General features: G+C 72.0%; 24 protein-coding genes and 2 pseudogenes. 10 read left to right on the forward strand and 16 right to left on the reverse strand.

Annotated features, from left to right (window positions below):
- Positions 1-90: 90 nt before the first annotated feature.
- The 4 genes from ACWFQ8_RS14750 to ACWFQ8_RS14765 all read left to right on the forward strand — a co-directional run bounded on the left by ACWFQ8_RS14750 (position 91) and on the right by ACWFQ8_RS14765 (position 6,961).
- Positions 91-1,305, forward strand: coding sequence for a thiolase C-terminal domain-containing protein (locus ACWFQ8_RS14750; protein WP_453786599.1), 1,215 nt, complete (start codon positions 91-93; stop codon positions 1,303-1,305).
- A 298-nt stretch (positions 1,306-1,603) separates the two neighbouring features.
- Positions 1,604-1,972, forward strand: a complete 369-nt coding sequence (locus ACWFQ8_RS14755) for a CU044_2847 family protein (protein ID WP_453786600.1) — start codon at positions 1,604-1,606, stop codon at positions 1,970-1,972.
- Positions 1,973-1,976: 4 nt separating this feature from the next.
- On the forward strand, positions 1,977-6,281 hold the full coding sequence (locus ACWFQ8_RS14760) for an nSTAND1 domain-containing NTPase (protein ID WP_453786601.1): 4,305 nt from the start codon (positions 1,977-1,979) through the stop codon (positions 6,279-6,281).
- Positions 6,278-6,961, forward strand: a complete 684-nt coding sequence (locus ACWFQ8_RS14765; RefSeq protein WP_453786602.1) for a pyridoxine/pyridoxamine 5'-phosphate oxidase — start codon at positions 6,278-6,280, stop codon at positions 6,959-6,961. The genes ACWFQ8_RS14760 and ACWFQ8_RS14765 overlap by 4 nt, the downstream gene beginning before the upstream one ends.
- A 31-nt stretch (positions 6,962-6,992) precedes the next feature.
- Here the strand turns inward: ACWFQ8_RS14765 and ACWFQ8_RS14770 are convergent, their stop codons facing one another.
- Positions 6,993-7,409, reverse strand: a complete 417-nt coding sequence (locus tag ACWFQ8_RS14770; protein WP_453786603.1) for a Zn-ribbon domain-containing OB-fold protein — start codon at positions 7,407-7,409, stop codon at positions 6,993-6,995.
- Positions 7,406-7,858 carry a DoxX family membrane protein gene (locus tag ACWFQ8_RS14775; RefSeq protein ID WP_453786723.1) on the reverse strand — a complete coding sequence of 151 codons (453 nt, stop codon included), beginning with the start codon at positions 7,856-7,858 and terminating at the stop codon, positions 7,406-7,408. The genes ACWFQ8_RS14770 and ACWFQ8_RS14775 overlap by 4 nt, the downstream gene beginning before the upstream one ends.
- Before the next feature lie 430 nt (positions 7,859-8,288).
- Here ACWFQ8_RS14775 and ACWFQ8_RS14780 point away from each other — a divergent pair, with 430 nt between their 5' ends.
- Complete coding sequence (locus ACWFQ8_RS14780; protein ID WP_453786604.1) at positions 8,289-9,473, forward strand: flavin-containing monooxygenase; 1,185 nt, start codon at positions 8,289-8,291, stop codon at positions 9,471-9,473.
- 152 nt (positions 9,474-9,625) lie between these two features.
- Here the strand turns inward: ACWFQ8_RS14780 and ACWFQ8_RS14785 are convergent, their stop codons facing one another.
- The 5 genes from ACWFQ8_RS14785 to ACWFQ8_RS14805 all read right to left on the reverse strand — a co-directional run bounded on the left by ACWFQ8_RS14785 (position 9,626) and on the right by ACWFQ8_RS14805 (position 13,232).
- Entirely contained in the window at positions 9,626-10,216 is a 591-nt protein-coding gene (locus ACWFQ8_RS14785; RefSeq protein WP_453786605.1) for a hypothetical protein, read from the reverse strand.
- Positions 10,213-11,472, reverse strand: coding sequence for a DUF7224 domain-containing protein (locus ACWFQ8_RS14790; RefSeq protein WP_453786606.1), 1,260 nt, complete (start codon positions 11,470-11,472; stop codon positions 10,213-10,215). Before ACWFQ8_RS14790 ends, ACWFQ8_RS14785 begins: the two co-directional genes overlap by 4 nt.
- Positions 11,473-11,475: 3 nt before the next feature.
- Positions 11,476-12,228 carry an ATP-binding cassette domain-containing protein gene (locus ACWFQ8_RS14795; RefSeq protein ID WP_453786607.1) on the reverse strand — a complete coding sequence of 251 codons (753 nt, stop codon included), beginning with the start codon at positions 12,226-12,228 and terminating at the stop codon, positions 11,476-11,478.
- A gap of 111 nt (positions 12,229-12,339) precedes the next feature.
- Positions 12,340-12,759 carry a hypothetical protein gene (locus tag ACWFQ8_RS14800; RefSeq protein ID WP_453786608.1) on the reverse strand — a complete coding sequence of 140 codons (420 nt, stop codon included), beginning with the start codon at positions 12,757-12,759 and terminating at the stop codon, positions 12,340-12,342.
- Between the two features lie 83 nt (positions 12,760-12,842).
- Entirely contained in the window at positions 12,843-13,232 is a 390-nt protein-coding gene (locus ACWFQ8_RS14805; RefSeq protein WP_453786609.1) for a hypothetical protein, read from the reverse strand.
- Between the two features lie 337 nt (positions 13,233-13,569).
- Here ACWFQ8_RS14805 and ACWFQ8_RS14810 point away from each other — a divergent pair.
- A pseudogene (locus ACWFQ8_RS14810) lies at positions 13,570-13,708 on the forward strand (YnfA family protein); the annotation flags it as partial.
- 225 nt (positions 13,709-13,933) lie between these two features.
- Here the strand turns inward: ACWFQ8_RS14810 and ACWFQ8_RS14815 are convergent.
- The 3 genes and pseudogenes from ACWFQ8_RS14815 to ACWFQ8_RS14825 all read right to left on the reverse strand — a co-directional run bounded on the left by ACWFQ8_RS14815 (position 13,934) and on the right by ACWFQ8_RS14825 (position 15,540).
- On the reverse strand, positions 13,934-14,299 hold the full coding sequence (locus tag ACWFQ8_RS14815) for a short-chain dehydrogenase/reductase SDR (protein WP_453786610.1): 366 nt from the start codon (positions 14,297-14,299) through the stop codon (positions 13,934-13,936).
- Positions 14,300-14,385: 86 nt separating this feature from the next.
- A pseudogene (locus tag ACWFQ8_RS14820) lies at positions 14,386-14,544 on the reverse strand (SDR family NAD(P)-dependent oxidoreductase); the annotation flags it as partial.
- Between the two features lie 54 nt (positions 14,545-14,598).
- On the reverse strand, positions 14,599-15,540 hold the full coding sequence (locus ACWFQ8_RS14825) for a LysR family transcriptional regulator (RefSeq protein WP_453786611.1): 942 nt from the start codon (positions 15,538-15,540) through the stop codon (positions 14,599-14,601).
- A 98-nt stretch (positions 15,541-15,638) separates the two neighbouring features.
- Here ACWFQ8_RS14825 and ACWFQ8_RS14830 point away from each other — a divergent pair, with 98 nt between their 5' ends.
- From ACWFQ8_RS14830 to ACWFQ8_RS14840, 3 genes are all read left to right on the forward strand, one after another.
- The gene (locus ACWFQ8_RS14830; RefSeq protein WP_453786612.1) at positions 15,639-16,004 is read left to right on the forward strand and encodes a YybH family protein; all 366 of its coding nucleotides are present in this window, start codon (positions 15,639-15,641) and stop codon (positions 16,002-16,004) included.
- A gap of 396 nt (positions 16,005-16,400) precedes the next feature.
- Positions 16,401-18,635 (forward strand): acetate--CoA ligase family protein, encoded by a 2,235-nt coding sequence (locus ACWFQ8_RS14835; RefSeq protein ID WP_453786613.1) that lies wholly within the window; start codon positions 16,401-16,403, stop codon positions 18,633-18,635.
- Between the two features lie 75 nt (positions 18,636-18,710).
- Positions 18,711-19,511: an enoyl-CoA hydratase/isomerase family protein gene (locus ACWFQ8_RS14840; RefSeq protein WP_453786614.1), complete on the forward strand. Its 801-nt coding sequence runs from the start codon at positions 18,711-18,713 to the stop codon at positions 19,509-19,511.
- A gap of 195 nt (positions 19,512-19,706) precedes the next feature.
- On the opposite strand, the gene ACWFQ8_RS14845 is transcribed toward ACWFQ8_RS14840, so the two are convergent.
- The 3 genes from ACWFQ8_RS14845 to ACWFQ8_RS14855 all read right to left on the reverse strand — a co-directional run bounded on the left by ACWFQ8_RS14845 (position 19,707) and on the right by ACWFQ8_RS14855 (position 22,284).
- Entirely contained in the window at positions 19,707-20,492 is a 786-nt protein-coding gene (locus ACWFQ8_RS14845; protein WP_453786615.1) for a VOC family protein, read from the reverse strand.
- A gap of 176 nt (positions 20,493-20,668) precedes the next feature.
- The gene (locus tag ACWFQ8_RS14850; RefSeq protein ID WP_453786616.1) at positions 20,669-21,424 is read right to left on the reverse strand and encodes a hypothetical protein; all 756 of its coding nucleotides are present in this window, start codon (positions 21,422-21,424) and stop codon (positions 20,669-20,671) included.
- A 29-nt stretch (positions 21,425-21,453) separates the two neighbouring features.
- Complete coding sequence (locus tag ACWFQ8_RS14855; protein ID WP_453786617.1) at positions 21,454-22,284, reverse strand: hypothetical protein; 831 nt, start codon at positions 22,282-22,284, stop codon at positions 21,454-21,456.
- Between the two features lie 244 nt (positions 22,285-22,528).
- Between ACWFQ8_RS14855 and ACWFQ8_RS14860 the strand changes: the two genes are divergently transcribed.
- Complete coding sequence (locus ACWFQ8_RS14860) at positions 22,529-23,146, forward strand: flavin reductase family protein (RefSeq protein WP_453786724.1); 618 nt, start codon at positions 22,529-22,531, stop codon at positions 23,144-23,146.
- 155 nt (positions 23,147-23,301) lie between these two features.
- Here the strand turns inward: ACWFQ8_RS14860 and ACWFQ8_RS14865 are convergent, their stop codons facing one another.
- Genes ACWFQ8_RS14865 through ACWFQ8_RS14875 form a run of 3 tightly spaced genes read right to left on the reverse strand, consistent with a single transcriptional unit; the run spans position 23,302 to position 26,537 of the window.
- On the reverse strand, positions 23,302-24,369 hold the full coding sequence (locus ACWFQ8_RS14865) for a Zn-dependent alcohol dehydrogenase (RefSeq protein ID WP_453786618.1): 1,068 nt from the start codon (positions 24,367-24,369) through the stop codon (positions 23,302-23,304).
- Positions 24,366-25,580 (reverse strand): acyl-CoA dehydrogenase family protein, encoded by a 1,215-nt coding sequence (locus ACWFQ8_RS14870; protein ID WP_453786619.1) that lies wholly within the window; start codon positions 25,578-25,580, stop codon positions 24,366-24,368. The genes ACWFQ8_RS14865 and ACWFQ8_RS14870 overlap by 4 nt, the downstream gene beginning before the upstream one ends.
- A gap of 36 nt (positions 25,581-25,616) precedes the next feature.
- Positions 25,617-26,537, reverse strand: coding sequence for an SDR family NAD(P)-dependent oxidoreductase (locus ACWFQ8_RS14875; protein ID WP_453786620.1), 921 nt, complete (start codon positions 26,535-26,537; stop codon positions 25,617-25,619).
- Positions 26,538-26,595 lie beyond the last annotated feature (58 nt).

Genomic DNA, 26,595 nt, shown 5'->3' on the forward strand with positions numbered 1-26,595 from the left:
ACCCCGGCCCCGACCCTGGGCACTGGCACTGGCACTGGCACTGGCACTGGCACTGGCATCTGACGCTACGTCAGATGTACCGTCGACCCCATGCCTGGACTCAACTCCGGACCCGTATCCGGACCCGTATCCGGACCCGCAGGGCGCCGCCGCCGGGTCGCCGTCGTCGGGGTCGCCCTCTCCGACTGCGGCCGCGTGGACGGCCCCACCCCCTACGCCCTGCACGCGCAGGCCGCCCGGCGCGCCCTCGCCGACTCCGGCCTGGACCGCTGCGTCATCGACGGCTTCGCCTCGGCCGGGCTCGGCACGCTCGCCCCGGTCGAGGTCGCCGAGTACCTGGGGCTGCGCCCCACCTGGGTCGACTCCACCTCGGTCGGCGGCTCGACCTGGGAGGTCATGGCGGCCCACGCGGCGGACGCCATCGCCGCGGGCCGCGCCAACGCCGTCCTGCTGGTCTACGGGTCCACCGCCCGCGCGGACATCAAGGCCCGCCGGCGCACCTCGAACCTCTCCTTCGGGGCGCGGGGCCCGCTGCAGTTCGAGGCCCCGTACGGCCACACCCTGATCTCCAAGTACGCCATGGCCGCCCGCCGGCACATGCACGAGTACGGGACGACCCTGGAACAGCTCGCCTCGGTCGCCGTCCAGGCCCGGGCGAACGCGGCCACGAACCCGGACGCGATGTTCCGCACGCCCGTCACGGTGGACGAGGTCCTCGCCGGCGACATGATCGCGGACCCCTTCACCAAGCTGCACTGCTGCATCCGCTCGGACGGCGGCTGCGCGGTGCTCCTGGCGGCGGAGGACCACGTACCGGACACCGCCAAAGCCCCCGTCTGGATCCTGGGGTCGGGCACCTCGGTCTCGCACACCACGATGTCGGAGTGGGAGGACTTCACGGTGTCCCCGGCGGCGGTCTCGGGGCGGCTGGCGTTCGAGCGGGCCGACCTGACCCCGGCGGACGTGGACCTCGCGGAGATCTACGACGCCTTCACGTACATGACCCTGGTGACGCTGGAGGACCTGGGCTTCTGCGCGAAGGGGGAGGGCGGGGCCTTCGTGGAGAAGGGTCGCCTGCTGCGCGACGGAGAACTCCCCGTCAACACCGACGGCGGTGGCCTGTCGGCCTGCCACCCGGGCATGCGCGGCCTGTTCCTGCTGGTCGAGGCGGTGCGTCAGCTCCGCGGCGAGGCGGGCGCCGGCCAGGTCACGAAGAGGGACGGACGCCTCCCCGAGGTGGCACTGGCCTCGGGAACCGGCGGCTGGTTCTGCTCCTCGGGGACGGTGATCCTGGGCAGGAACTGACGGGGCCCCACCCCGGGCCGCCCGGGGCCGTACGGCCGTCGGCGGCGGGCGCCGGTCCCCCGGATGCGAAGTGCCCCGAACGGGACGACGATCGATATGTACGGCCCCGGTGTCCGTGTCCGCGTCCGCGTCCACGGTGCCCGGCCGATGAAGGGCTCCCGTCCGGCGTGGTTCCCCTGCGCGAGCCCGTCCCGTACCGCTTGCCCCATGCCGCCCTTCACGACGTCCGCGCCCGACCCCTCGCCGGGGGGCGCGTCCCGACGTCGGCACCGGCGGTACGGCGGGCGAAGGAGGAGCCATGACGCATCTCGCCCGGATTTCCCTGGAAGGCGGCGGCTCCGTCCTGGTCGAGGCTCCGGCGACGGCGGACGGCCCGGTGAAGGCAGGTCGCGTCGGCGACGCCATCCAACAGCTGCCGGGCAATCTGCAGGAGGCGATGGGGTCCGTCGCCGACGCGTCCCGCGCCGTACTCGACCAGCTGCGCCAGGCGGGTCCCGACGCGATCTCGGTCGAGTTCGGGGTCAACCTGGCCGTCCAGGCCGGGGTCGTGATCACCAAGAGCACCGCCAACTGCCATCTACGGATCACCATGACCTGGAAGCAGGACGAGCCGGCGGGTCCGGGCGCCGACGGTCCGAGCACGGCCGAGGGGTGGACTGAGGACTGATCCCATGGACGCCACCGTCACCGGCCCGGCCGGCGAGGGAGCCTCGGAACTCCCTCCTGCCGTGGGCCAGATCGTAGGACCGGACGAACAGGTGACCGGAGCGGGTTTCCTCGTCGCCGAGAACATCCTGGTCACCTGTGCGCACGTCGTGCGCGCCGCCGGGACCGGTCCCGGCGAGAGCCTGCTCGTGGACTTCCCGCACATCGAGGGCGCCCCCCGCGTCGAGGGCTCGGTCCTGACCGAACCGTGGCGCGACCCCGGGGACGACGACGTGGCCGTCGTGCGCCTGCACGGGGCGCCGACGGGTGTGGGCGGGCTGCCCCTGGGCTCGGCGTCGGGCTCCGTGGGTCACCCGGTGCGCTCCTTCGGCTTCCCCGCGCAGGCCCCGGTCGGCGGCCACTACGGCTTCGGCGTGGTCGGCGCCCTGATCCCGGCCTCCGAGAACAGGGGCCCGCACCTCCAGCTGACCGCCGCCAATGACCTGACCACCGGATTCAGCGGCGGGCCGGTCGTGGACCAGAAGACCGGCCTCGTCATCGGCATGCTCAGCGAGATCACCGCCCCGGACGACCACGAGCGCGGCCAGAACATCGCGTACGTCACGCCCACGGAGGTGCTCCGGGACGCCTGGCCCGCGCTGACCGCGCAGGACGTGTGCCCGTACCGGGGCCTGGAGTCGTTCACCCCGGAGGACGCCCGCTGGTTCGAAGGCCGCAAGGAGGCCGTACGGCAGGTCGTGGCGAACCTGGCCGACCAGCGCGTCACCCTGCTCCTGGGGCCCTCCGGCTCGGGCAAGTCCTCGCTGGTGCAGGCGGGCGTACTGCCCGCGCTGGCGGCGGGGGCGCTGCCGGGCAGCGACATGTGGCTGCCCGTGACCGTCCGGCCGCGGCAGGACCTGCTGGACGAGCTCGAACGCGGCGGACTTCCCGGAGTGCGGAGCGAAGGCATCGTCGCGGCCGTCAGCCACCGGCTGGCCGTCGAACCGGGTCGCCAGCGCCTCGTACTGATCGTCGACCAGTTCGAGGAACTGCTGACCCAGCCCTCCACCGGGCAGGACCTGCGCCGCCGGCTGGCCGCGACCGAGCAGATCACCACCGCGGTGAGATCGCACGCCCGGCTCAGCGTCCTGCTGGTCATGCGCGACGACTTCTACCCGCAGCAGGCGGCGCTGGCCCCCAAGCTGCTGGAAGCCGCCATGCCGGGGCTCCTCAACATCCCGGGCACCCTGAGCGAGGAGGACCTCCTCGACATCATCACCGAGCCCGCCCGGAACGCGGGCGCCCGCTTCGAACGCGGGCTGCCCGAGCAGATCATCAACGACGTCCTGGCCACCACCCCCGAGGGGATCACCACCCGCCGCGCGCCGGTCACCGTGCTGCCGCTGCTGGAACTGACCCTCAGCCAGCTCTGGGAGCGCCGCCACGACGGCTACCTCACCCACGACGCCTACCGCCGCATCGGCGGCGTCACCGGCAGCCTGACCACATGGTGCGACACCGCCCTGGAGGAGCTGCCCGCCGACCACCGCCCGATCGCGCAGCGCATCCTGACCTCCCTGGTGCGGCCGGCGGACCTCGAACGCAACATCCCGGCCGTCCGCAGACAGGTCACCTTGCAGGAACTGCGCGACGTGGCCGCGGCGGTGGGCGGTGGGCCGGAGGGAGCGACCGGCGGAGCGACCGGCGGGAAGCCGGGCGGGAAGCCGGGCGGGAAGCCGGGGTGGACGACCACCGGGGAGCCGGGGAAGGGGTCCGACGGGGAGCCGGAGAAGGGGTCCTACGGCGAGCCCGACGGGGCGACGCTCAAGGACATCGACGACGTCCTGGCGGTCCTCACCCGCCAGCGGATCATCACCACGCACACCCCCCGCATCTCCCTCTACCACGACGTCCCTCCCGGGCTGCCGGTGGCCGAACTGATCCACGACGCCCTGATCCGCGACTGGCCGCCCCTGCGCGAATGGGTCAGCCAGGACCACCGCTTCCAGGACTGGCTGGAGCACACCCGCGCCCAGCACGCCCGCTACGCCGAAAAGGAGAACCCGGGCGACCTGCTCGCGGGCACGTCCCTCGCGGAAGGCCTGGACTGGTCCGAACAGCGCCGCCTCCCGAGCGACATCGCCACCTTCCTCGGCGCCAGCAAGGAGCACCAGCAGACCGGCATCCGCCGCAGCAGACGCCTGAACCGGATCCTGGCGTCCTTGCTGGCCCTCGCGCTCGTCGTCGGGGGACTGGCCCTCTGGCAGTGGCGGAAAGTGGAAACCGAGCAGCAGGAAGCCCGCTCGCGCGAGCTCGCCGGCCAGTCCAGCACGCTCATCGGCGCCAGCCCCGACCTCGCTGCGCTCCTGGCCATCCGGGCCTTCCGCACCGAGGACACGTCGGAGGCCGAGGAAAGCCTGCGGAACGCGGCAGCCCTCCCACTGGAGCGTCGCTTGGACGGCCATACCGCAAACGTACGCTCGGTGGCATTCAGTCCCGACGGCAGCACCCTTGCCACCAGCAGCGACGATGGCAGCGCACTGCTCTGGGACGTGAAGACCGGCAAGACCGTGGTCCCGTCCATGGACCACAACAGCAATGTGGGAACTGTGGCGTTCAGCCCTGACGGGACCACCCTCGCCACCGGTAGCGAGGACAACAAGGCGCGACTGTGGGACGTGGAGAGCGGTGAAGAACGCGGCATTCCGATGGGCCATGCCGACTGGGTCAACCAGGTGGCCTTCAGCCCCGACCGAAAGTCGCTCGCCACCGCTGCCGGCGACGGGACCACGCAGTTGTGGGGCGTCACGGGCACGCGGCGGGGTGAACCGATGCGGGGCACAGATGCACTGGACTCCCTCGCCTTCAGCCCCAACGGACTTACCCTCGCCACCGGAAGTTATGACGGCTTCGTTTCGGTGTGGGACGTGGCTTCCCGCACGAGGACCGGCGAACCGATGGAACACGCCGGACCGGTGCGCTCTGTGGCGTATGGTCCAGACGGACGCACCTTGGCAACCGGCGGCGAAGACACCAACGTGGTGCTGTGGGACACGAACACCGGCACGAAACGCGTCTTCGTCGGTCATGACGACGCAGTGCATTCAGTGGCTTTCAGTCCTGACGGGCGGGTCCTCGCCACCGGCAGTGCCGACAACACGGCGATTCTCTGGGATGCGAAGAGCGGCGCGATCCTCACCGTCCTCAGCGGACACACCGACACGGTACGTGCCATAGCGTTCAGCTCCGATGGGGAGATGCTTGCCACCGGCAGCCACGACGACACCGTGCGCCTGTGGGACGTAGACCCCGGCAGCGCCCTGGCCGGCGATAGCGAACCCGTGTACACCGTGGCGTTCAGCCCCGACGGGTCCACTCTCGCCACCGGCAGCCACGACGGCACGACGCGGCTGTGGGACGTGGAGACCGGCAAGACCCGCGAAACTCTCACCGACCACACCGCCAGTGTGGGCTCAGTGGCGTTCAGCCCCGACGGGTCCACTCTCGCGACCGCCAGCACCGATGGCACGGCACGACTGTGGGACGTGCGGACCGGTGAGGTTCGCGGCAATCCGTTGGAGCACGACGGCTGGGTGAACGCGGTGACGTTCAGCCGCGACGGCACGATGCTCGCCACCGCAAGCCGCGACTCCACTGCGCAACTGTGGGACGCGAAGACCGGCACCAAACTCATTGGCCCGCTGAAGCACAGCGACGCGGTGAGCGCGGTGGCGTTCAGCCCCGATGGCTCCACCCTCGCCACCGGCAGCACCGACAACACCGTACGGTTGTGGGATGTGCAGACCGGCGCGCTCGTCGACACGTTGTCGAGCCACACCGGTCCGGTCCTGTCGGTGACGTTCAGTCCGAACGGCAAGGTGCTGGCCACCGGCGGCACCGACACGGCGTATCTGTGGGACGTGGAATCCGGCGCAAGTCGCACCCTCCCCGGCCATGTCGGTTGGGTGAACGCGGTGGCGTTCAGATCCGAGGGGACTCTGGCCACGAGCAGTGCCGACCTGACCGTTCGACTCTGGGACGTGGACGAGGCGAAAACCGTCACCACCCTGCTTATCACCGACATACCGTGGTCAGTGGCGTTCAGTCCGGACGGATCCACCCTCGCCATCGGTAGCAACGACGGAACCGTGCAACTGCCTCGTCTCGACCTGCACGAAGATCCCGAGGCGGCGATCGACGAGATCTGCCGGACCCTCAACCGGGACCTCAGCGCGGAGGAACGGACCGCATACCTGTCCGACCAGTCCGACGGCAGCGCGTGCCCACCCCCCGAACCCGCCCCGCCGCCCGGCGCTAGGCTCGCGCCATGACCAGCGAGGCCGCACGTGAAGACGACGAGTTCCACGCCACCCTGCGCTCCCTGCGCGTCTGGGACACGGACCTGCCCGCCTTCGACCCCGGAGCGGCCCCGGCCGAGCCGCTCGGGCTGTTCCGGGAGTGGCTCACGCACGCGGCGCGGGCCGGGCAGTCGGAGCCGCACACCATGAGCCTGGCGACCGTCGACGGCGACGGGCACCCCGACGTCCGCACCCTGATGCTGCACGACGCCGACGCCCGCGGCTGGCACTTCGCCTCGCACTCCACCAGCGCCAAGGGCCGCCAGCTCGCCGCCCGTCCCGAGGCCGCGCTCGGGTTCTACTGGCCCACCGTGGCCCGCCAGGTGCGCGTACGGGGCCGGGTCACCGCGTGCGGGCCCGAGGAGAGCCGGGCGGACCTGGCGGTCCGCTCGCGGGGCGCCCTGGCCGCCGCGCTCACGGGACGGCAGAGCGAGGTGCTCGGCTCCGTGGCGGAGCTGGAACGCGTCTCGGCCGCCGCCTGGGACCGGGCGGGGGCGGAACCGGACGCCCCGGCCCCGACCTGGACCCGGTACGTCCTGGACGCGGGGGAGGTCGAGTTCTTCCAGGGCGACGCCGCCCGCCGCCACCTCCGCCTGCGCTACCGCCGCGCCGCCGACGGCTCGACCTGGACCCGCGAGCTGCTCTGGCCGTGAGGGAGGTGGGCGGGGGGGCAGGGGGCGCCCGTCAGTCCGCCGGTCGGAACACCGCCACCGACACGCCCTGCGCCGCCTCCCGGAACGTGACCGTCAGCCGCATCCCGATCCGTAGGTCCGCCGCCTCGCAGTCGACCACTTCGGTCATCATCCGCGGCCCCTCCGCCAGGTCGACCACGGCCGCCGTGTACGGGACGCGCTCGCCGAAGGGCGGCAGGTCGTTGCGGTGGATCACCGACCAGGTGTAGAGGGTGGCGAGGCCGCTCGCGGGCTCCCACGTGACCCGGTCCTCCCCCGCCCAGCAGAACGGGCAGAACTCCCTCGGGTAGTGGTGCGCCCTCCCGCAGTCGGCGCAGCGGCGCAGCAGGAGGCGGCCCCCGGCCGCCGCGTCCCAGTAGGGGCGCGTGAACTCGTCCACCTCCGGAAGGTCGTGCCGCACCGTGTTCACAGGAAGAGTCCGATCGCCGCGTCGAGGGACCAGGCCTGCCAACCCATGGCGAAGAGCGCGACGAGCGAGATGAGCGCCATCATCGCGTTCTGTCCCTGTTCGGCCCAGTCGTGGATCATCAGCACGAGGTAGAGCAGGTTCAGCAGCAGGCCGCCGACCAGGGCGATCGGCGTCAGGAAGCCAAGCACCAGGCCGAGCCCGAGGGCGAGCTCCGCGTAGACGACCACGTACGCCATCAGCTTCGGGCGCGGCCGCACGATCTTCTCGAAGCCCCCCTTCACGAACGGCCAGCGGTGCTTGCCCGCGACGTCGGCGGCCCACGCGATGCCGGTGCCGCGTTCGAACCAGCCCTTCTTGTCCTTGTGCCGCCAGCTCTCCAACCACCACAGGCCGAGGCCTATCCGGAGCACGGCGAGCCATTCGGCCCCACTGAGCCAGACGGTCTGCATCGGCAGCCCCCACCTCTCCCACTCGCTCGCCATCCGCGATCTGACGGTACGTCAGTTCACCGGATCGCCGCCGATCCCGCAAGGCCCCGGGGACGGCGGGCGGGACCTCAAGGTCGGACGGGACACCGGAACGGACCTTGCCGGAACGGACCTCGCCGGCCGGGCCAGAAGGCGGGGCGGGGCGGGGCGGGGCGGGGCGGGGCGGGGCGGGGCGGGGGAACGGAACCTCAGCCGGAGGAAGGGACAAGGGCTGCTCACGGACCGGACGCCATCCGGGTCCGACCCACTCCTGAGAGCACCGCCGAGCCCAGCACCTCGCCCCTCGGGCCGTCCCCGCGCACCCCCCCTTCCCACCCCCGTGATCGATCCGCAACCGATTCCCTCCTCGTCCGAGACCCATCAACACTGAGTGTCGATACGATCACTCCTCATGCCTGGAGTCCCCGCACCACCCGACCTGACCACCCAGCCCCGCCCCGTGTACGTGATCGGCGGCGGCCCGGGCGGGCTCGCCGCGGCGGCCGCCCTGCGGGCCCGCGGGGTCCGCGCGGTGGTGGTCGAGAAGTCCGAGTCGGTCGGCGCCTCCTGGCGGCAGCACTACGAGCGGCTCCGCCTGCACACCACGCGCCGCCTCTCCGCCCTCCCCGGCCTCGCGATGCCGCGCCGGTTCGGACGCTGGGTCGCGCGCGCCGATGTCGTGCGATACCTGGAGAAGTACGCCGAGTTCCACGAGCTGGAGATCGTCACCGGCGTCGAGGTGACCCGGATCGAGCGCGCACCTGACGGGGGCGGCTGGACCCTGCACGCCACCGGCGGGCGGGTGTTGAACGCCGGGGCCGTCGTCGTCGCCACCGGGTTCAACCACACGCCCGAGCTGCCCGAGTGGCCGGGCCTGGAGGGGTACGCGGGCCGGCTGCTGCACGCCGCCGAGTACCGGGAGCCCGGCCCGTACGAGGGCCAGGACGTCCTCGTCGTCGGCGTCGGGAACACCGGCGCCGAGATAGCCGTCGACCTCGCCGACGGCGGGGCCTCCCGGGTCCGGCTCGCCGTGCGTACCGCCCCGCACATCCTGCGCCGCTCGACGGCCGGCTGGCCGGCCCAGCGCACCGGGATCCTCGTACGGCGGCTGCCCGTGCGGCTGGTGGACCGGCTCGCGACGCTCGTCGCGAAGGCCTCCGTCCCGGACCTGTCCGCGTACGGGCTCCCGCGCCCCACCACCGGCCTGTACAGCAGGGTCCGGGAGGGGGCCATCCCGGTGCAGGACGTCGGCCTGGTCGACGCGGTACGGGGTGGCCGGGTGGAGCCGGTCGCCGCCGTGACGGGGTTCGACGGCGGCCAGGTCCTGCTCGCGGACGGCAGCCGGATCACTCCGGACGCGGTCGTCGCGGCCACCGGCTACCGCCGGACGCTGGAGGGCCTGGTGGGGCACCTCGACGTACTGGACGAACGCGGACGCCCGCGCACGCACGGCGCGGGATCCGGCACCGGCGCCGCGGAGCAGGCCCCGGGTCTGTACTTCACCGGGTTCAGCAACCCGATCAGCGGCATGTTCCGCGAGCTGTCCCGCGACGCCGAAAAGATCGCCAGGGCCATAGCCCGCCACCCCCACCCCTGACCGCCGCCCCGACCCCGCGCGGCCCCAAGGCCTGAGCCCGGCGCCAACGGCAGGGCCGTGGGCCGGCCCCGCAGGAGGCGGTCCCGGGCAGGGGGCCGGAGACCGGCCCCCTCGGGGGATCGTTGGTCGTGTGGTCGGTCGAGGCCGGTCTCTTACACTTCGCCGCGTGGCGGCTTGAGGCAGCTGAACGTCGCCCCGGCGGCCAGGACCGCGACGCCCGCCAGGAGGGCGGGCATGCTGGATGCGGGGTACAGGACGACAGCCCACGGCTGCGCTCCGCGGCCGCCGCTCTTCCATCCTCCGACGGCGAGGACCAGGGGGACAGCGGTGAGGGCCGGGGCGGCGATCCGGGCGCCGGTGAGGGGGTTGAGGACGAGCGCCAAGCCGAGGTAGAAGGCGGTATTCCGGCCGATCGCCAGGGCCACGGGGTCGGCGCCCACGAAGTGTCCGAGGACGGCCATGTTCAGGGCGAGGGCTGCGCAGGCGGCGGCGAGGGAAGTATCGAAGCGGTGGACGGCCCGCACGGCGACTGTTTCAGTGGCGTCCCGGGCGCGGCCGGTGAAGGCGAGCCATGTCACGGCGGGGATGACGGTGATCAGCGCGGCGAGAAGGAAGTGTCCGGCCCCGCCGACCATCGAGGGTACGGGCATGCGGCCCTGTCCGAATGCCAGGCCTGCGCCGGCCGTCACAGCGGTGACGGCGGCGAGGGTGGGGACGTTACGGGTTGCGGCCCACCAGTTCACGGGCCTGCTCCTTCAGGGTTCAGGGTCGGCTTCTGGTCGCAGCCGGTGAGCGCGGCCCGGTTCTTTTCGTACCAGGCGTGCTGACGGTCGGACTGCAGCGTGAGGACCTTCTCGGCGAGTTTTGCGTCATCGGGGGAGACGCGGCCCTGGACCGGCGCCGGGGGGGCTTGGGTGGCGACGGCGGTCAGCCATGCGGTGAGCGGTCCCCGGGCGGGAAACGCCGGGTAATTGTGGCTGGTTCGGGCGCAGTCGGGGATGGGGGGCAGGAGGGTGTGGGTGAGGTTGGCGGTGATGTCCTGTTCGCGGACCTGGCCTTTCCCTCCGAAGCCGGCCTGTCCGGGCTTCAGGTCACGGTTTTGGGTGAGGGAGGAGGGCACGGGAAGCCCGGCGTCTTTCAGGCGCCCGCCGTAGGTGCGGGTGGTCGCCGCTATCCGGGTGCGTCCCGGGGTCTCGGGCCACAAGCACACTTCCGGGACGCCGGCGGTGTCGCAGACCAGAGCATCGGGGTTCCGGTCGGCGACGGGGTCATAGTCCATGTTCACGACCAGGAACACCGAGGCCGCGGACGCGGCTACAAAGACGGCCGGAGGCTTCCAGCGGCCGGCCCGGGCGATCGCGAGGAGGCATGCGGTGATGATCCCGCCGGTGAACAGCAGCGGCGCCCACACGGCCACAGGGTCGATGACCGATCCGACGGAGCAGCAGCTGTCGTAGGCGCCGGCGACCAGGTGGCGGGGCCAGGGGGTGTCCCAGGATCCGGGGAACGCGGTCAGGCAGAACCCGGCGACCATCGCCAACGATGCGGCCGCAAGGTGCGGAAGACGGCCGCCCAGGAGGTATCCGGCCATCGTGGCGGCCGCCATAAGCAACGCGTAGACCACGAACATGCCCAGGTGGGAGAAAGACGGAAGCGTTCCCGCGGCCGAGACCGCGACACCGACCGCGATGAGCATCCCGGCAACACCCATGGCCCACACCGGGACCAGCAGCGGCAGCGCGATGGCGAGCCGGCTTCGGGAAGGAGTCTGCCCGAAGACGTTGCCCCGGCGCAGGCGTGCGCTTTCCCACGCTCCGCTCGCCGCGCACGCGGCCGCGGCGAACGGGATCGTGTAGGAGGCGCTGCCGAGGACGGAAGGCCCGTAGCCGCGGACCGTGCCCGTGGTGATCGGATCCGACAGGAGCAGCAAGACGTAGCCGGCGAGGAAGACGAGCATGAGTCCGGCGGAAGAGGATCGCAGGAGAGTGGCGATGCGCATCGGTCAGATTTCCCGTCCGACGAGCATCACGTAGGCGGCTTCGGCCTGCTCGCGTCCGCCTGTGGCGGCCGGTGCGAGGGCGTGGAAGTCGCCGGGGCTGCCCTGGAAGCAGATCTTGCCATGGGCGAGGACGGCCACGTGCGTATACAGGTCGGCGAGGTCTTCGGTCTGGTGCGTGGAGACGATCACCTGCACGCTGCCGACGAGGTCGTCAACGAGCTCACGGAACACCAAGCGCTGCGTGGGGTCGAGGCCGGCGGTCGGCTCGTCCATCAAAATCAGCTCACTGCGGTGGGTCAGTGCCCCCGCGATTCCCATGCGGCGGAGCTGCCCACCGGACACCTGGTGGCTTTTGCGCTCCGCGAGGCGGGTGAGGTCGACGCGGCGCAGCGCGTCCCCGGACGCTTTCCACGCCAAGTCCTTCGGCATGCCCTTGAGCCATCCCGCGTAGGCGACCTGTTCGCGTACGGTCAGCCCGGGCATGGGGGTGACCTGTTGGGGGATCCACGCCACGCGTTCGCGATAGGCGGCCAGATGCCGGCCCTTCGCAGTGCCTCCGGCGAAGGTGACCGACCCGGAGGTGGGGGGCAGGTGGGAGGCGGCGATGGCCATCAGTGTGGACTTGCCGGCACCGTTCGGGCCGAGGAGGACCGTTGCCCGCGCATCAATCCGGAGACTGAATTCATCGAAAACGGGTGTCTTCCGCCCGTACCGGAACGAAACATGATCAAAAATCAGGGCCATGGAGAAACGCACAATCCGCCAACCCACCGCCAGCGGGATGGCTTTGGTCGTGGGACAGTGGACAGGAGAGGGTCCCGGTGCTGAATCCACCGGGACCCTCCTACAACGTGTTCAACGACCGTACTACCAGGCGACCTTGACGTAGTCGACGGAGATGTACGTGCCGCTGGACACGTCCGTCAGCGCGAAGTAGTAGTTACCCCGGTCGTCCGGGTCGCCGTAGTCCACCCACCCGCAGTAGTTCGTCCGGGTCCCCTTGGAACGGTCCGGAGCGGAAGAGATGTCCTTCCACAGCCGCAGCCCGGCGTAGTTGAACCCACCGCCGCCGTCCGCGTGGCAGCCCTCGAAGTAGATACCCGTGTAGTCCCAGGTGCTGTTGTTGTCCCACCAGCGGTGCGACTCGTTACCCGCCCGCCACGAGTTGATGGACGACTCGAACTGTCCCTCCGCCGTCACCCCGGCGTGCGCGGGAATCACCGACACCGCACCCAGCAGCGCGGCGCCGGCCGTCGCCCCGGCCCACGACTTCAAACCGATCCTCACTCGTTCCCTCTCCCGTGTATCCGCACCGCCCCCACCGGGCGGCACCCGCCTGTCGAAAACCCGCCCCCTGATCAGGCTTGCGCCTACCAGGCGACCTTGACGTAGTCGATGTTGATGTAATCGCCGTTACCGACGTCCGTCAGCGCGAAGTAGTAGTTACCCCGGTCGTCCGGGTCGCCGTAGTCGACCCACCCGCAGTGGTTGTTCCGGGTGCCCTTGCTACGGTCTGGGGCACTGGAGACGTCCTTCCACAGACGCAGCGACGCGTAGTCGTAGCCCCGGTAGTCGTCATCCGACTGGCATCCCTCGAAATAGATGCCGGTGTAGTCCCAGGTGTCGTTGTTGTCCCACCAGCGGCTGGACTCCGTGGGAGCCGTCCACCACGAGATGTGGGACTCGAACTGGCCTTCCGCGGTGACGCCCGCGTTCGCCGGCGTGATGCCGCCGATCCCGAGGAGCGCAACACCTGCCATGAGACCGGCCGTTTTCTTATGCCGGGTACTCATCGTTTTCCCCTTCCCCTGCTCGCTGGCCCTGCGTGAGGGCATGACGGGGGGAGGAGACGTTGTGCGCGGCCTCCCCCCCGAGGCAGATCGAACGCTAACCGCGGAACACCCCATTCTGCGCCGGGTGTTCGAATATGGCTCGATTACCGCCCGGTCCCTACCGCCGCACAGGACAGGCCACATCCATGGCCACCGCCCCATCCACCCCACCCAACCCGCCGCAGCTTTGGCCGGGACCCGTCGCCTCGCACGGGAGTGTCATGAATCAGGTCACGAGCGCGGGCCGCCGGTACGGTCAGCCGGTATGACCATCGCTCGCTCCGTCGCCCCGTTGGTCGTGGCCGCCCTCTTCGGCATCGGCGGCGTCTGGCTGGTCTGGCAAGGGATCCGCGAGCACAAGGGGCTTGAGGTGGACCGGCGCCGGCGTCATCGCGCTGGGCCTGTCCTGAACGTTCTCGGCCGCTACGGCTTCGCCGCCTCCGTCCCGGCCGCCGGCGCCCTGCGGCCCCTGCGCGACCCGGACGCGCCGGGCTTGACGATGACGAGGACGGTGCGGAGGGCTGACGGCTTCCGTCGGCCGTGACCGGCTTCTCGAACCGTCCGCCACCGCGTCGGGAGGGTGGCCCGCGGGGTGCGGCGACGAGGCCGTGTTGCGCGTGCGGGAGGTCTCAGGCGTCGGTGTCGTCGCAGGCGAGACTACCGCCGAGGGTGCGGGACGCTTCGGCCTGGGCCAGCAGTTCCTGGGCCTTGGCCTTGACGCCTTCGATGGCGTCGGCGCCGGCGACGAAGCGCCGGGGCGGCTGCTCCTGGTCTGCGATGGTCAGCAGAGCGCGGGCGAGCTTGGCGGGGCCCTGCTGGCCGTTCATGCTCTTCCAGGCCTCGATGGTGGCGGTGGTGCGCTGGGCGTAGTCGTCGATGGTCGGCGCGGGCCAGATGGTGGAGCCGTCCACGAGGAGTTCGGTGCGGAAGAAGCCGGGCTCCACGACGGTGGTGCGGATGTTGCAGGGCTCGGCGTCGTAGCGCAGGGACTCCATCCAGCCCTCGACGCCGAACTTGGAGGCGCGTAGGCGACGCAGAAGTCCTGGCCGATCAGCCCGGCCGAGGAGGACAGGGTGATGATGTGGCCGTCGCGCTGCATGCGCAGGATCGGCAGGCCGGCGCGGGTGACGTTCATCGGGCCGGAGAGGTTCGTCTCGATCTGCCCGCGCATCTGGTCGGGGGTGATCTCCTCGAAGTAGCCGGCGACGAAGTTCCCGGCGTTGTTGATCAGGACGTGGATGCGCCCGAGACCAGCAGGTTGCCCTGCGGACCGCCCAGAATCTTCTCGACCTGCTCAAGCGTCTGTCGCCCCGATGTCAGGGGTAGGCCCGTGGGCTCGCGGTGAAGTCGCGGGGTCGGGCCGGGTGAATGCCTGCCGGCTGTGCACGAGCAGTTGCCGCATCCCCGGGCTGTACGTGTTCTTCCAGATCAGGGCGAGCAATGCGGGTGTATCGACATCATCGATGGTGCGGGCGGTGAGCCGGTCGCGGTAGCTTGCGGCCATGGAGTCGCTCAGGACGGCGACGGCGAGCCCGCGGGCGGCGAGGTCGGCAATGGCGTCCGCTGCGCTGGCCTGCAGAGTGATCGTGGGTTGGAGGCTCTGTGCGGCGCAGGCCTGGTCGAATACCGTGCGCAGGCCGGTGCCGGGCGGCATGCACACGATCGGGTAGGCGATCAGGTCGCGCAGGATGACCCGCCGCTGTCTCGCCAGAGGGTGCCCGGCCGGGACTGCCGCGACGAGCCGCTCGCTGATGAGGGTCAGCGAGTCCAGTCCGTCGGGGGTGGCGGTTGCCGCCCCGATGAGTGCCAGGTCGACGGTGCCGGTGCGCACCCCCTCGATGAGCCGGTCGGAGCTGTCCTCCAGCAGCGAGATCTCCACACCGGGATGTGCCTGGTGGAACGCGGCGAGGGCGTCGAACAGCGGGGTGAGGGTGCAGCCGATGACCATCCCGACGGTGAGGTGCCCCCGGATCAGGTCGGTCACCTCGCCCACCGCCTGACCGACTGCCCCAGCGGCGGCGAGTGCGGCGCGGGCGTGTTCGAGGGCGGCCCTTCCCGCGACGGTGAGGGTGACGGTGCGGGCCGACCGGTCGAACAGCTCGGCTCCGAGTTCCCGTTCCAGCCGGCGGATCTGGGCGCTGACGCCGGACTGGCTGATGTGCACCCGCTCGGCCGCCCGGGTGAAGTTCTGCTCCTCGGCGACCGCGATGAAGTACTCCAGCTGCCTCAGTTCCATGACTGCAGATTCTAGTTTCCAGAAGATTCATCTGTTGGAGTTCTGGCCGTTCGGCCGCCACGCTGGGAGGCGTCGAAGCCGGACGTCAGGAGGAATTCATGCCGGAGTACGAGAAGGCCATACGGCCCGAGGACATCACCCGCTTGTTCGTCGAACGATCCAACGCCGGTGACGCGGCCGGGGTCGCCGCGCTTTACGAAGAGGGTGCGGTGATGGCCTACCCACCCGGCGACCGGACGGTGGGCCGGGAGGCGATTGGTGCGCTGTGGGAGAGGGTGCTGGCCAACCGTCCCCGTTTCGAGCAGGAACAACCGCTGCCGACGCTGATCAGTGGCGACATCGCCCTCACCTCGACTCCTCCGAAGGACGGGGCCGGCGCCCGGGCGCAGGTCGTCCGGCGCCAGCCCGATGGAAGTTGGCTGCGCCTGCTCGACCAGCCCGAGTTCGTCCCGCCCACCCGCTGACCCCTCGCCTCCGCGAGTTCGCGGAACTGACGGATGTCGCGCGTGGCCTTGGAGGGGTCGGTGCCGTCTCGTCCGCCGGCCGGCCGGCGACAGCCTTCGCGCTGAGGCGGGCCTGGCACCAGCACAGGCGGCAACAGTTCCACCGCACGGCCGGATGCGGCGGCGACCCGGTGCCGACCCCCGGCCCCCGGCCCCCGGCCCCCCGCAAGGGACCCGCCCCACCCTGGCCGAAACGGGGGCTGGTCCCGGCGGCGGGGGTTCTGGCACCGTTCCACACATCACCTCCACCACCTTTCCTGCGCAGCCCCATTCCTGACGGCACGTCAGTTCAGTAATCTGACAGCACGTCAGTTATCGAGGTTCCCTCGATGTCATCGAGCAGGAGCGGGCGGAACGATGCTTGGATCTACTCACGGCACCCTCACCACCGACTTCCGCGCACGCGTCGAGGCCTGCGGGGAGACCCCCAGAACCGCCGTCCACTCCTCCGCGCCGCCGTCCGCCGAGGACGCCGTCGCGGTGGACGTCAGCGGGCGGCCCCTGCACGCCGACGTGCCCGACCTCGACCGGTTCTTCCGACCCGAGTCCGTGGCCGTCGTCGGCGCCTCCGACGCCGAGGGCAGGCCGAACACCGGCATCACCCGCCGGCTCATCGCCTGGGCCGAACGCGTCGGCGCCCGGATCCACCCCGTGCACCCCACCCGCCCCACCGTCTTCGGGCTGCCCTGCCACGCCTCCGTGGCCGACCTGCCCGAGGACGTGGACCTCGCCGTCCTCCTCGTCGGGGATCCGCTGCCGGTGATCGAGGAACTCGCCGAGACCAAGGTGAAGTTCGCGGTCGCCTTCGCATCCGGCTTCGCCGAGACCGGTGCCGCCGGCGCCGCCGCCCAGGCCCGCCTCGCGGCCGCCGTCGGCCGCTCCGGGCTGCGCCTGCTCGGCCCCAACACGAACCTCAACGCCTTCGAGGCCTTCCGCGACGACCTCGACGGCCCGGCCATCGCCCTGATCACCCAGTCCGGCCACCAGGGCCGCCCCGTCTACACCCTCCAGGAGCTCGGCATCCGCCTCTCCCACTGGGCTCCCACCGGCAACGAGGCGGACCTGGAGACCTCCGACTTCATCTCCTACTTCGCCGAGCAGCCCGAGGTCGGCGCCATCGCCTGCTACGTCGAAGGCCTCAAGGACGGCCGGTCCTTCCTCCTCGCCGCCGACCGCGCCGCCCGCAACGGCGTCCCGGTCGTCGCCGTCAAGGTCGGCCGGACCGAGACCGGCGCCCGGACGGCCGCCTCCCACACCGGGAAGCTGACCGGCGCGGACACCGTCGTCGACGCCGCCATGCGCCAGTTCGGCGTCATCCGCGTCGACGGGCTCGACGAGCTCCAGGACACCGCCGCCCTCCTGGCCCGGGCCCGCAGACCGCAGGCCGACGGGGTGGTCGTGTACTCCATCTCCGGCGGCACCGGCGCCCACTTCTCCGACCTCGCGACCGAAGCCGGCCTCCGCCTGCCCACGCTCTCCCGGGCCAAGCAGGACGAGCTCCACCAGTGGATACCGGAGTACCTGAACGTCGCCAACCCCGTCGACAACGGCGGCCATCCCGTCGGCGACTGGCGCGGCCGCAAGATCATCGACGCCATCCTCGCCGACCCGTCCGTCGGGGTCCTGATCTGCCCCATCACCGGGCCCTTCCCCCCGATGAGCGATCGGCTCGCACAGGACCTCGTCGACGCGGCCGAGCGGAGCGACAAGCTGATCTGCGTGATCTGGGGCTCCCCCGTGGGAACCGAGGAGGCCTACCGCACCACCCTCCTCGGCTCCTCCCGCCTGGCCACCTTCCGCACCTTCGGCAACTGCATCACCGCCGTCCGCGCCTACCTCGGCCACCACCGCTTCACCACCGGCTACCGCTCCCCCTTCGAGGACGCGCCCCGCACGCCCTCGCCCTCGTACCGCAAGGCGCAGGCCCTCATGCGGCCCGGCCAGCAGCTCAGCGAGCACGCGGCGAAGCAGCTGCTGCGCGCGTACGGGATCCGGGTGCCCCGGGAGCAGCTGGTGACCAGCGCGGCCGCGGCGGTCCGCGCGGCGGGCCTGGTCGGCTACCCCGTGGTGATGAAGGCCTCCGGGCCCCAGCTCGGCCACAAGACGGAACTCGGCCTCGTGAAGATCGGCCTGACCTCCGCGAGCCAGATCCGCGACGCGTACCGCGAGCTGACCGACATCGCGCGCTACGAGAACGTCCCGCTGGACGGCATCCTGGTCTGCCAGATGGTCGAGCGCGGGGTGGAGATGGTCGTCGGCGTCACCCAGGACGACCTCTTCGGCCCGACGGTGACGGTCGGCCTGGGCGGGGTCCTGGTGGAGGTCCTGAACGACGCGGCGGTCCGCGTGCCGCCCTTCGGCGAGGACCAGGCCCGCGCGATGCTCACGGAACTGCGTGGCCGCGCCCTGCTGGAGGGCGTGCGGGGGGCGCCGCCGGCGGACGTCGACGCGCTGGTGGAGGTCGTCCTGCGGATCCAGCGGATGGCGCTGGAGCTCGGCGACGAGCTCTCCGAGCTCGACATCAACCCCCTGATGGTCCTGCCCCGGGGGCAGGGCGCGGTGGCCCTCGACGCCCTCGCCGTCTGTCGCTGAATCCCGCACCGGCCCCCGGCCACCGGCCCCCCGGGCCTCCCCATCACGGGGCCCTTCACGAACGGGAGCGCACCCATGACCCGAGCACCCGAGGACGAGGTCCTCCACCGCACCGACAACGGCGTCTCGTGGATCACCCTCAACCGGCCCGAGGCCCTGAACGCCGTCACCTGGGACCAGCGCGAGCGGGTCATCGCCCTGCTCGCCGAGGCCTCCGCCGATCCCGCCGTCCGCGCCGTCGTCGTCACCGCCACCGGCAAGGGCTTCTGCGCGGGCGCCGACCTGCGCGGCGCGCCGGCGCGCGGCGAGCGGGTCGCGGGTGACGTGGCGCGCATGATCCGGCTCGGCGCGCAGCGCCTGATCACCTCCGTCCTGGACTGCGAGAAGCCGGTGATCGCGGCCGTCAACGGCACGGCGGCGGGCATCGGTGCCCATCTGGCGCTGGCGTGCGACCTCGTCGTCGCCGCCGAGACGGCGCGGTTCATCGAGGTGTTCGTGCGGCGCGGCCTGGTGCCGGACGGCGGGGGCGCGTACCTGCTGCCCCGGCTCGTCGGCCCGCAGAAGGCGAAGGAGCTGATGTTCTTCGGGGACGCCGTCCCGGCGGCCGAGGCCGCGCGGCTCGGGCTGGTCAACAAGGTGGTCCCGGACGGGGACCTGGAGGCGGCGGCCCGGGAGTGGGCGGAGCGCCTCGCGCAGGGCCCGACCCGCGCCCTCGCGATGACGAAGCAGCTGGTCAACGCCTCGTTGGAGGTGGACCGGGCGACGGCCCTGGCCGCCGAGGCCACCGCGCAGGAGATCAACATGACGACCGCCGACGCGAACGAGGGCGTGGCGAGCTTCGTGGAGCGCCGCACGCCCAAGTACCGGGGCGGCTGACCCGGCGCCGACCGGCCCGCGCGCGGCTGAACCCCCGCGCCCGTCGGCCCGGCGCGCGGCTGCGACCCCGCTGACCCCGCTGACCCCCGCGCCCGCCCGCCCGGCGCGCGGCTGCGACCCCGCTGACCCCGGCGATCCCGCCGACCCCGCGCCGGGCGCCCGGCGACCGGCTGCGACCGCCCCGGCGGATCCGGTTCACCCCTGGCGCGGGTTGGGCTTGAGCAGGGCGAACACGGCGCCGGCCGGGTCCGCCAGCCATGCGATCCTCCCGACGTCGGGTACGTCCGCGGCCGGCATCAGTACCGTCCCGCCGTTCTCCCGGGCCGCCCTCTCGGTGGCGTCTACGTCCGCCACGGCGAAGTACGGCACCCAGCGCGCCTCCTCGGCCTGCCCCTCGCCCAGCGGGGCGACCCCGCCGAAGGAGCCGTCCTCCTGGTCGCCGTCGGCGATGCTGAGCACGTGGTACGTCATCCCGGGCGCCTGCATCTCGGCCTGCCGCCACCCGAACAGCGAGGCGTAGAAGGCGATGTCGGCGGCCGGGTCGGGCACGTGCAGTTCCACCCACACCAGCGTGTTGTCGGCGGAGGCGACCTCGAACCCGGACGTCCTGCCGGACTCCCAGCACGCGAACTCCGCGCCCTGCGGGTCGGTGAACTGCGCCAGCCGCCCCTCCCCCATGACGTCCATGGGTTCCATCCGGACGCTTCCGCCGCCCGCCCGCACGCCTTCGGCGGTGGCCTGGACGTCGGGGGTCTTGAAGTGCGGCATCCAGGCGGACTTCGCTCCTTCCTCGGTGAGCTGCCCGAGTGCGGCGACGGTCCTGCCGTCCTGCTGGAAGAAGCCGTACCCGCCTGCCTCGGGTCCGGCGGAGACGAACCGCCAGCCGAACACCGCGCCGTAGAAGGCCGCGGCGGCGCCGGTGTCGGGGCTGCCGAGGTCGAGCCAGTTGGGCGATCCGGTACGGAAGTCGGTGCCGAGCATGGGTCCTCCGAAGGGGTGCGGCGGTCGCGGTGGGCGTGCGGTACGGCCCGCCGGCCACGATGCCGCCCCCCGGCGCGCCGGCGGTCGTACGGCCCCCCGGCGGGCCGGGATTCACCCGTACGGCCCCCTGCCCGCCCCGGGCGTCCCCTGCCGGGGCGGCAGTGCGCCCGCCCGCGTCAGACGCGGGAGCGGGCGCGGTCCAGTGCCGGCAGGAACTGGTCGTAGAAGCCCGTCTTGAGGCCGAGCGAGCGCTCCTCCATCTCCCGGAAGGCCGCGGCGCCGTCCTCGCCGGCGTCGGCGAGCAGCTCCCGCAGCCGGGTGGCGAGGCGGTCGGGGTGGTTGAGGGCGAGCAGGGCCGGTGTGGCGAGGGGCCGCGCCTTCGCGTCGTGCCAGTGGTGCGGGTAGTAGAAGAGCGACTGGCCCTCGCCCTCGCGGGTGAGCGTGGGCTCCATCCGCTCCCACAGCCGCCCGTACTCGACGGAGACCAGGATCTCGCCCCAGAAGCGCAGGACGGTCAGCAGCCGCAGGTCCGCGTCGGCGGGGGCGTCGGGCGTGCCCGCGTCGGTGATCAGGGCGAAGGTGTCGTCGATGATCCGTCTCGTCCGCGGTGTCGGCCGCGTACGGACCAGGGCCTGCCGGGAGACGCCGAGCGCCTCCATGTCCCGCGTCATGTCCTCGCGGTGCGAGGGGGTGTAGCCGTGGGTGTCGGGGTACTCCTCGCGCAGGATGAGCCTCGCGGTGCGCAGGGCCGTCTCGTCGCGCAGCAGGTCGATGGCGAGGTCGTAGGCGGGGGTGAAGGCGAGCGAGAGGAAGCGCCGCTGGAGGAGGATCGCGGTGAAGTCCTCGTCCGGGAGGAGTCCGATGTCCTCCAGGACCGGATGGCGCCGGTAGCGCTCGATGAGGTCGTCCTCGAAGGTGTCCAGTTCCTGCATGGCTGCTGTCCCTGCCTCTCTCTCCCGGATCACAGGCCGCGGTTTCTGTCGATCGACGTCCGCCAGTTGTTCAGGTCCACGGGGGCCCCGATGTCCCACAGGATGTCCAGTTCCTGCTGGATCTCTTCGCCCAGGACCGTGTCGGACCCGTCGATCTCGGTCTGGGTCGAGTTGATGGCGAGCCGGCCGTGGAGGAACGAGCTGACCAGGTAGCGCTCGTCGGTCTTGTACACGGCCGTCGAGGGCAGGGAGTTGTACACCCGGACCTGGAGCCTGGCCCGGTCCCCCGGCGCGAGCCGTTCGTGGACGGACCGCAGGGCCTCCAGGTTCCCCTCCACGTCCACCGCCCCGGCGCGCCGTCCGGTGCGCAGCGCCTCGTCGCGGAGTCCGGCGACGGGGGACTTCGGGTGCAGCAGCAGGATGCGCACCTCCACGTGCCGCTCGGTCAGGGCGGCCCTCAGGTCGTCCTGGAAGCGGTCGAGGTTGGGTATCCACGTCTGCAGGACGGCGACCTGGTGGCGCGCGCCCCGCAGGAGCTCCTTGAAGGTGGCGTCGGGGAAGCGCGGGTGCACCTGGACGAGGCCGCCGTAGCGGCCGCGCTGGAGGCCGCCGGCGAGGCCGTCGATGTCGAGTTTGGAGATCTGCGTGTTGATGTTGTCGAGCACCTTGAGGCGGTCGACCTCCATCAGGAGGAACAGGCTGACGGTGCTCAGGATGAGCAGTGTGATCTTCGGAAGCGTCCCTCCGGGGGCCATGCGGTCGAGCCATCCGAAGAGGTCGGCGAGCAGGACCGCGATGCCCGCCGCTGCCATCGTGCCCAGCGAGATCCGTTCGGCCCGGTAGCGAAAACCGTTGCCCATGAGCACCCCAGCCGTCGACGTCGTTGCCGGAAAGCCGACTGTACACAGGACTTCGCCGGAGCATGACTTAAGGTCATGTCGCTTGTCAGTGGCGCGAGTTGGGCTGCTCGAAGCGTTCACAAGCCCGCCTTCGACCAGCGGTTTTCGCGCGCGGGCTCCGACCTGGCCCCGCGCCGGGTGACGCACGGCCCTTCCCATCTGACGTACCGTCAGCTTCAATCACGGTGTGATGGGACATGCAGGGATGGCGGCCACCGTCGTCCGATACCTCAGGTCGGTCGGTTCCCCCACCTCCGCGTCGCCGGAGCCGGGCACCGAGTCCCTGGACGCGCTCCGGCGCCCTCACCTGCGGGCCGTCGGGGAGGACGAGCGCGCGCCCGTCAGCCCCGCCGAGTTCCGTTCGGTACTCGGCAACTTCGCCAGCGGGGTCACCGTCGTCACCGCCCCGCCCGGGGAGGGCGAGGAGGGGCCGGCCGGCTTCGCCTGCCAGTCCTTCGCGGCGCTGTCCCTGGATCCGCCCCTGGTGACCTTCATGGTGGCCCGCACCTCGACCACCTGGCCGCGCATCGCGCGCGCCGGGGTGTTCTGCGTCAACATCCTGGGGGCCGAGCAGGGCGAGCTGTGCCGCGCCTTCGCCGTCAGCGGTGCCGACAAGTTCGCCGGGGTGGTCCACGAGCCCGCCCCCGTCACCGGGTCCCCGCGCCTCGACGCCGTGCCCGCCTGGATCGACTGCCGCATCCACGCCGTCCACACCGGCGGGGACCACCTCATCGTCGTGGGCCGCGTCGAGGCGATGGGCGCGCCCGGCGAGGGCGCCCCGCTCCTCTTCCACCGGGGCAGGTTCGGCCGCTTCACCCCCTGAGCCTTTCCGCCCCCGACCCCATTCTGCGTAAGCTGCCGCGAGGCCGGGGCACTTCGGCGCCCCGGCCTCGTCGGAATTGTTCCGCTACACGGGGATTGACCTTGACAGAAGGTCACCATCAAGCAGGGCGTGCCCCGACCCGGCGCCGCGGAACGTCAGAACGTGAGGACGCCCCGCGCCACCCGGCCGTGGTGGGCGTCGTCCACGGCCTTGGCGAAGTCCTCGACCGGGTAGACCTCCGTCACCAGTTCGTCCAGCAGGAGCTTCCCCTGCCGGTAGAGCTCCGCGTACAGCGCGATGTCCCGTTGCGGGCGCGAGGACCCGTACCGGCACCCCATGATCGTCTTGTCCAGGTACATCGACGAGACGAGGAACGACGCCTCCTCCCGGAAGCCGGGCACCCCCAGCAGGACGGCCTGCCCGTGCCGGTCCAGCAGGTCGATCGCCTGCCGGATCAGCTTCACGTCGCCCACGCACTCGAAGGCGTGGTCCGCGCCCGTCGGCAGGACCTCCCGCACCGCCGCGCCCGTGTCCGCGACCGCCGAGGCGTCGATGAAGTGGGTGGCGCCGAACTGGCGGGCCACCGCCTCCTTCGCCGGGTTCGCGTCGACCGCCACGATCGTGGTGGCTCCCGCGATCCGGGCCCCCTGGAGCACGTTCAGCCCGATCCCGCCGGTGCCGATGACGACCACCGACTCGCCCCGGTCGACCCGGGCCCGGTTCAGTACCGCCCCCACGCCCGTCAGGACCCCGCAGCCGATCAGCGCCGCCGAGGTCAGCGGGATGTCGGCCGGGATCCGCACCGCCTGCACGGCCTTGACGATCGTGCGCTGCGCGAACGCGGAGTTGGAGGCGAACTGGAACAGCGGCTTCCCGCCCCGCGAGAAGGGCTGCCCGGGCATCCCGATGGCCGTGCGGCACATCGTCGGCCGCCCCCGGTCGCAGTCGGCGCAGGCGCCGCAGTTGGCGAGGGTGGACAGCGACACGTGGTCCCCCGGCACCACATGGGTGACCCCCGCGCCCACGGCCTCCACGACCCCCGCCCCCTCGTGCCCCAGTACCACCGGCGGCGGGAACGGGATCGTCCCGTCCATCACCGAAAGGTCGCTGTGGCACAGCCCGGCCGCCGCCACCGCGACCAGCACCTCACCCGGTCCCGGATCGCGGATCTCCAGGTCGTCGACCACCTGAGCCTGCTTGCCGTCGAACACGACGCCTCTCACCTGGGCTCCTTAGGCAGGCCGAGCACACGCTCGGCGATGATGTTCCGCTGGATCTCGTCCGAGCCGCCGTAGATCGTGTCGGCGCGGGTGAACAGGAACAGCCGCTGCTCCTCGTCGAGTCCGCGTTCGTACGGGAGTCCGTGCTCCCAGTCCGCCGGTCCGGCCGCCGCCACCGCGCCCCGCACCTCCACGGCCAGTTCTCCCAGCCGCCGGTGCCAGCCGCCCCACAGCAGCTTGGCGACGCTCGGCGCCCCCGGGTCGTCCTCGGCCCCCAGGGTCCGCAGCGCGTTCCACCGCATCGTGCGCAGCTCGGCCCACTGCCGTACGAGGCGCTCCCGCAGCACCGGGTCCCCGCCGGCGGCGCCCGCGGCGGTCGCCGCCGCGTGGGCGGCCAGGACGCGCTCCAGTTCCGCGGCGAAGCCGATCTGCTGGACCAGGGTGGAGACACCCCGCTCCAGGGCCAGCAGGCCCATGGCCACGGACCAGCCGTCGCCCTCCCCGCCGACGACCTCCGCCGCGACCGCGCCGTCCAGGAACACCTCGTTGAACTCCGCGGTCCCCGACATCTGCCGGATCGGCCGCACCTCGACGCGGCCCGGCTGGTCCATCCGTACGAGCAGGAACGACAGCCCCCGGTGGCGCCGGGACCCGGGCTCGGTGCGGGCCAGTACGAAGCACCAGTCGGCGTCCCGGGCCAGGGAGGTCCAGATCTTCTGCCCGGTGACGCGGAACAGCCCGTCGGCCGGGTCCCGGACCGCCGCCGTACGGATCCCCGCCAGGTCGGAGCCGGCGCCCGGCTCGCTGTACCCCTGGCACCACAGCTCCTCGCCGCGCGCGATGCCGGGCAGGAAGCGGTCCCGCTGCTCCTGGCTGCCGTACGCGATCAGGGTCGGCGCCAGCAGGTTCTCCCCGATGTGGCCGACCCGGGCCGGCGCGCGCAGCGCCGCGTACTCCTCGGCCCACACCACCTGGCCGGTGAGGGAGAGTCGCTGCTGCCCGTAGGCCCCGGCCGGGACGTCCCAGCCCTGCCCGATCCAGCCGCTCCGACCCAGCTCGCGCTCCCACGCGCGCCGCGCGCCGACCCCCTCGTGCTCGCTGCCCGGCCCGCCGAGGCCCCGCGCCTTCGCGTACGGGCCCACCAGGTGCCCGGCCAGCCAGGCGCGGGCGCGCCCGCGCAGTTCCTCGTCCTCGGCCCCGAAGCTGAAGTCCATCCGGTCGCGGCCCTCCCCTCCGGGTCCCGTGCCCACCTACGCGTTGGGGCGGTCCTTGGCGGCCGCCGCCCTGGCCATGGCGTCCAGCCGCGCCAGCATCGGCATCGGGTCGGTGCCGACCGTCCCGGGCAGGAAGTCGGCGATCCTCTCCGGCGTCCAGGAGCCCTCGGCGTACGCGGCGCGCAGCTCGCGCGGCTGGGCCCAGACGGCGATCTTCGGGCCGGCGATCGTGTAGACCTGCCCGGTGATCCGCTCGCCGCCGACGGCCACGGCCCGGTCGCTGAGCAAGTAGGTGACCAGCGCCGCGACGTCCTCGGGCTCGCCGATCTCCGTGAGCTCCATGGGGACGTTGGCCGACATGCGGGTGCGGGCGACGGGTGCGACGGCATTGGCCGTGACGCCGTACTTGGCCAGCCCGAGCGCGGCGGAGCGCACCAGCGAGATGATCCCGCCCTTGGCCGCGCTGTAGTTGGCCTGGGCCACCGAGCCCTGGTGGTTGCCGCTGGTGAAGCCGATCAGGGTGCCCGTGCCCTGCCGGCGCATGACGGCGGAGGCGGCGCGGAAGACGGTGAAGGTGCCCTTGAGGTGGGTGGCGACCACCGGGTCCCACTCCTCCTCGGACATGTTGAACAGCATCCGCTCGCGCAGGATGCCGGCCACGCACACGACGCCGTCGATGCGCCCGTACCGGGCGAGCGCGGTGTCGACGATGCGCCGGCCGCCCGCCATGGTGGAGATGTCGTCCGCTACGGCGACGGCCTCGCCGCCCGCCGCCACGATCTCCTTCACCACGGTCTCGGCGATCTCGCTGGTCGGCTCGCCGCCCTCGATGCCGACGCCGTAGTCGTTGACGACGACCTGGGCCCCCTCGGCGGCCGCGGCGAGTGCCACGGCCCGCCCGATGCCCCGGCCGGCGCCGGTGACGGCGACGACCTTGCCTGCCAAGAAGTTCCCCATGCCCGGCCCCTTCCCGCGTTTTCTGACGGACCGTTAGATTCTATGGGCAGTCGGATAC

The sequence above is a fragment of the Streptomyces sp. NPDC055254 genome (genome assembly GCF_053606025.1).

Bases quoted from the DNA above. Each gene is read 5' to 3' on its own strand.
- ACWFQ8_RS14750 (WP_453786599.1), top strand. From the start codon at position 91: ATGCCTGGACTCAACTCCGGACCCGTATCCGGACCCGTATCCGGACCC.
- ACWFQ8_RS14755 (WP_453786600.1), top strand. From the start codon at position 1,604: ATGACGCATCTCGCCCGGATTTCCCTGGAAGGCGGCGGCTCCGTCCTG.
- ACWFQ8_RS14760 (WP_453786601.1), top strand. From the start codon at position 1,977: ATGGACGCCACCGTCACCGGCCCGGCCGGCGAGGGAGCCTCGGAACTC.
- ACWFQ8_RS14765 (WP_453786602.1), top strand. From the start codon at position 6,278: ATGACCAGCGAGGCCGCACGTGAAGACGACGAGTTCCACGCCACCCTG.
- ACWFQ8_RS14775 (WP_453786723.1), bottom strand. From the start codon at position 7,858: ATGCAGACCGTCTGGCTCAGTGGGGCCGAATGGCTCGCCGTGCTCCGG.
- ACWFQ8_RS14780 (WP_453786604.1), top strand. From the start codon at position 8,289: ATGCCTGGAGTCCCCGCACCACCCGACCTGACCACCCAGCCCCGCCCC.
- ACWFQ8_RS14790 (WP_453786606.1), bottom strand. From the start codon at position 11,472: ATGCGCATCGCCACTCTCCTGCGATCCTCTTCCGCCGGACTCATGCTC.
- ACWFQ8_RS14805 (WP_453786609.1), bottom strand. From the start codon at position 13,232: ATGGCAGGTGTTGCGCTCCTCGGGATCGGCGGCATCACGCCGGCGAAC.
- ACWFQ8_RS14815 (WP_453786610.1), bottom strand. From the start codon at position 14,299: ATGGAGTCCCTGCGCTACGACGCCGAGCCCTGCAACATCCGCACCACC.
- ACWFQ8_RS14825 (WP_453786611.1), bottom strand. From the start codon at position 15,540: ATGGAACTGAGGCAGCTGGAGTACTTCATCGCGGTCGCCGAGGAGCAG.
- ACWFQ8_RS14830 (WP_453786612.1), top strand. From the start codon at position 15,639: ATGCCGGAGTACGAGAAGGCCATACGGCCCGAGGACATCACCCGCTTG.
- ACWFQ8_RS14835 (WP_453786613.1), top strand. From the start codon at position 16,401: ATGCTTGGATCTACTCACGGCACCCTCACCACCGACTTCCGCGCACGC.
- ACWFQ8_RS14840 (WP_453786614.1), top strand. From the start codon at position 18,711: ATGACCCGAGCACCCGAGGACGAGGTCCTCCACCGCACCGACAACGGC.
- ACWFQ8_RS14845 (WP_453786615.1), bottom strand. From the start codon at position 20,492: ATGCTCGGCACCGACTTCCGTACCGGATCGCCCAACTGGCTCGACCTC.
- ACWFQ8_RS14850 (WP_453786616.1), bottom strand. From the start codon at position 21,424: ATGCAGGAACTGGACACCTTCGAGGACGACCTCATCGAGCGCTACCGG.
- ACWFQ8_RS14855 (WP_453786617.1), bottom strand. From the start codon at position 22,284: ATGGGCAACGGTTTTCGCTACCGGGCCGAACGGATCTCGCTGGGCACG.
- ACWFQ8_RS14860 (WP_453786724.1), top strand. From the start codon at position 22,529: ATGGCGGCCACCGTCGTCCGATACCTCAGGTCGGTCGGTTCCCCCACC.
- ACWFQ8_RS14870 (WP_453786619.1), bottom strand. From the start codon at position 25,580: ATGGACTTCAGCTTCGGGGCCGAGGACGAGGAACTGCGCGGGCGCGCC.
- ACWFQ8_RS14875 (WP_453786620.1), bottom strand. From the start codon at position 26,537: ATGGGGAACTTCTTGGCAGGCAAGGTCGTCGCCGTCACCGGCGCCGGC.